We start from the raw sequence: 2,258 nt of genomic DNA, 5'->3' as shown, positions 1-2,258 counted from the left end.
CCGCGGGCGGCCCCCCCGCCCCGCCGGCGTTCGCGCTGAACATCCTGCTCAGCAACGACGACGGCTACCGCCACCCGAACATCCGCGCGCTGTACACCGCCCTCAAGGCCGACGGGCACACCGTGCGCATCGCCGCACCCTACAGCGACCAGAGCGCGCGCGGCGGCGCCTTCTTCTTCGGCCGCGAGACGCAGGTGGGCCGCGACGACGACCCGGCCTACCCGGACAGCTACTACCTCACCACTACCGAAAAGGGCCAGTGCGAAAGCGCCAGCTGCACCGGCCAGCAGGTGGATATCCGCATCAGCGGCACGCCGGTCATGGCGGTGCTGCTGGGATTGCAGAAGGTGCTGCCGCACCCGGACCTGGTGATAGTCGGGCCCAACCCCGGCAACAACCTCGGCGCCCTCAACAGCGCCTCGGGCACCTTCAACGCCGCCAGCGTCGCGGTGCTCTCCGGCGTGCCGGCGCTGGCCGTCAGCGCCGACCTGAAGGAACAGGACAGCCCGCGCATCGCCGCCATCGTCACCCGCCTGGTGGACGCACTGGACCAACACCGCCAGGCCGACGGCGCTCTGCTGCCCAGGGGCGTGGGCCTGAACCTCAACCTGCCGCCGCTGGCAAAACTCCAAGGCGCGCGGCTGACCCGCATCGGCAGCTACGTGCCCTTCCACGCCCTCTACACCGAGGACCTCGGCAAGCTCGACGCGAAGCTGGCCGGCAAGCCGGGCATCGGTTTCGCCTGGTCGCCGCCGCCGGACGCGAGCAACGCCGAAGACGAGGCGGTGTGGGTCGCCAAGGGCTACCTCACCCTCAGCCCGTTCAACGCCCTGCCCGGCGCACCCGCCGCCAGCGACAGCCTTGGTGCCGCGCTGACGCCGCTGCTCGGGCAGATCGACCAGGAGCGCCAACCATGAGCCGCCGCACTCTTCCCGGCACCTTCCGCCTGGGCTTTCTCAACCGCGTGTATGCCCCGCAGTTCGAGCCGCGCCTGTACCAGCAGACCCTGGAGTTGTTCGAAGCCGCCGAGGAGCTGGGTTTCGACAGCGGCTGGCTGGCGCAGCACCACTTCGCCAGCGAGAACGGCCGCCTGCCCTCGCCGCTGGTGCTGCTCAGCGCCGCCGCCGAGCGCACCCGGCACATCCAGCTGGGCACCGGCATCGTCGTGCTCAACCAGGAGAACGCGCTGCGCCTGGCCGAGGATGCCTCGGTGCTCGACCTGATCAGCCAGGGCCGCCTGCAGCTGGGCCTGGGCGCCGGCTTCGACCCGGACAGCTTCGCCGCCTTCAGCCAGAGCCTGGAAGGCCGCCACGACCAGTACGACCAGCGCCTGGAGCGCCTGCGCCGCGCCCTGGCCGGCGAGCCGCTGAATGCCGAGGGCCGCGTGTTGCGCCCGGCAGCCAATGGGCTGGCAGACCGCCTGTGGGAGGCGACTTCCCGCGTCGAGCAGGTTGCTGCGCGCGGCAACGGGCTGATCCTGGCGCCCAACCCAACGGCCGGCGCCGAACCGCGCACCCAGGTGATCGAGCGCTATCGCCAGGCGTGGAATCCCGCGCATTCCGGCACGCCCCGCGTCGCCCTGGTACGCGCCGTATTCCCAGGTGCAGATGCCGCGGCCGAAGGCTCGACCCTGCGCCAGGACATCCTCACCTACGTCGAACGCCAGCGCCGTATCGGTATCGGCCACGCCGACCCGGCGCAGGGCTTCGAGGCGGTGCTGGACGCCCTCGGCGTACTGCACGGCGACCCGGCGAAGATCGCCGAACAGCTGCGCGCGGATGCGCCGCTGGGCGCCGATGACCAGTTGATCGTCCAGGTGCAGACCACCTCCACCGGCTTCGCCGAAGCCCTGCGCCACCTGCAAACCGTCGCCCGCGACATCGCCCCCGCGCTGGGCTGGCAACCGCGCCAGCAGCGCGCCACCGCACAGGAGATCCCGGCATGAGCGCAGTGAAACCGCGCAAGCCGTTCAAGCTCGGCTTCCTCACCCACGCCTTCGGCAGCGACCCGCGCCAGGTCTACCGAGACCTGCAGGAGCAGTTCGAGTTCGCCGAGGCGCTGGGCTTCGACGGCGGCTGGATCGCCCAGCACCACCTGAGCGGCGGCTTCGGCCAACTGCCTTCGCCGCTGCTGCTGTTCGCCAGCATCGCCGCGCGCACCCGGCGCATCGAGCTGGGCACGGCGGTGGTCACCCTGCCGCTGGAGGACTCGCTGCGCCTGGCCGAAGACGCCGCCGTACTCGACGCGCTGTCCGGCGG

3 protein-coding genes are annotated in these 2,258 nt (G+C 71.5%); all 3 read left to right on the top strand.

The genetic code is table 11. From position 1 onward, the window contains the following. Positions 1-917: 5'/3'-nucleotidase SurE (locus ACCC94_RS29370; RefSeq protein ID WP_413353107.1), on the top strand; the 917-nt coding region annotated here is incomplete at its 5' end. Then, positions 914-1,945, top strand: a complete 1,032-nt coding sequence (locus tag ACCC94_RS29365; RefSeq protein WP_413353106.1) for an LLM class flavin-dependent oxidoreductase — start codon at positions 914-916, stop codon at positions 1,943-1,945. The genes ACCC94_RS29370 and ACCC94_RS29365, both read left to right, overlap by 4 nt. Beyond that, on the top strand, positions 1,942-2,258 hold a 317-nt coding region (locus ACCC94_RS29360), incomplete at its 3' end, for an LLM class flavin-dependent oxidoreductase (RefSeq protein WP_413353105.1). The genes ACCC94_RS29365 and ACCC94_RS29360, both read left to right, overlap by 4 nt.

It is taken from the genome of Pseudomonas sp. Pseusp97 (genome assembly GCF_047304025.1).
Taxonomy (GTDB): domain Bacteria; phylum Pseudomonadota; class Gammaproteobacteria; order Pseudomonadales; family Pseudomonadaceae; genus Pseudomonas.
This window is presented reverse-complemented; position numbering and strand designations above follow the sequence as displayed.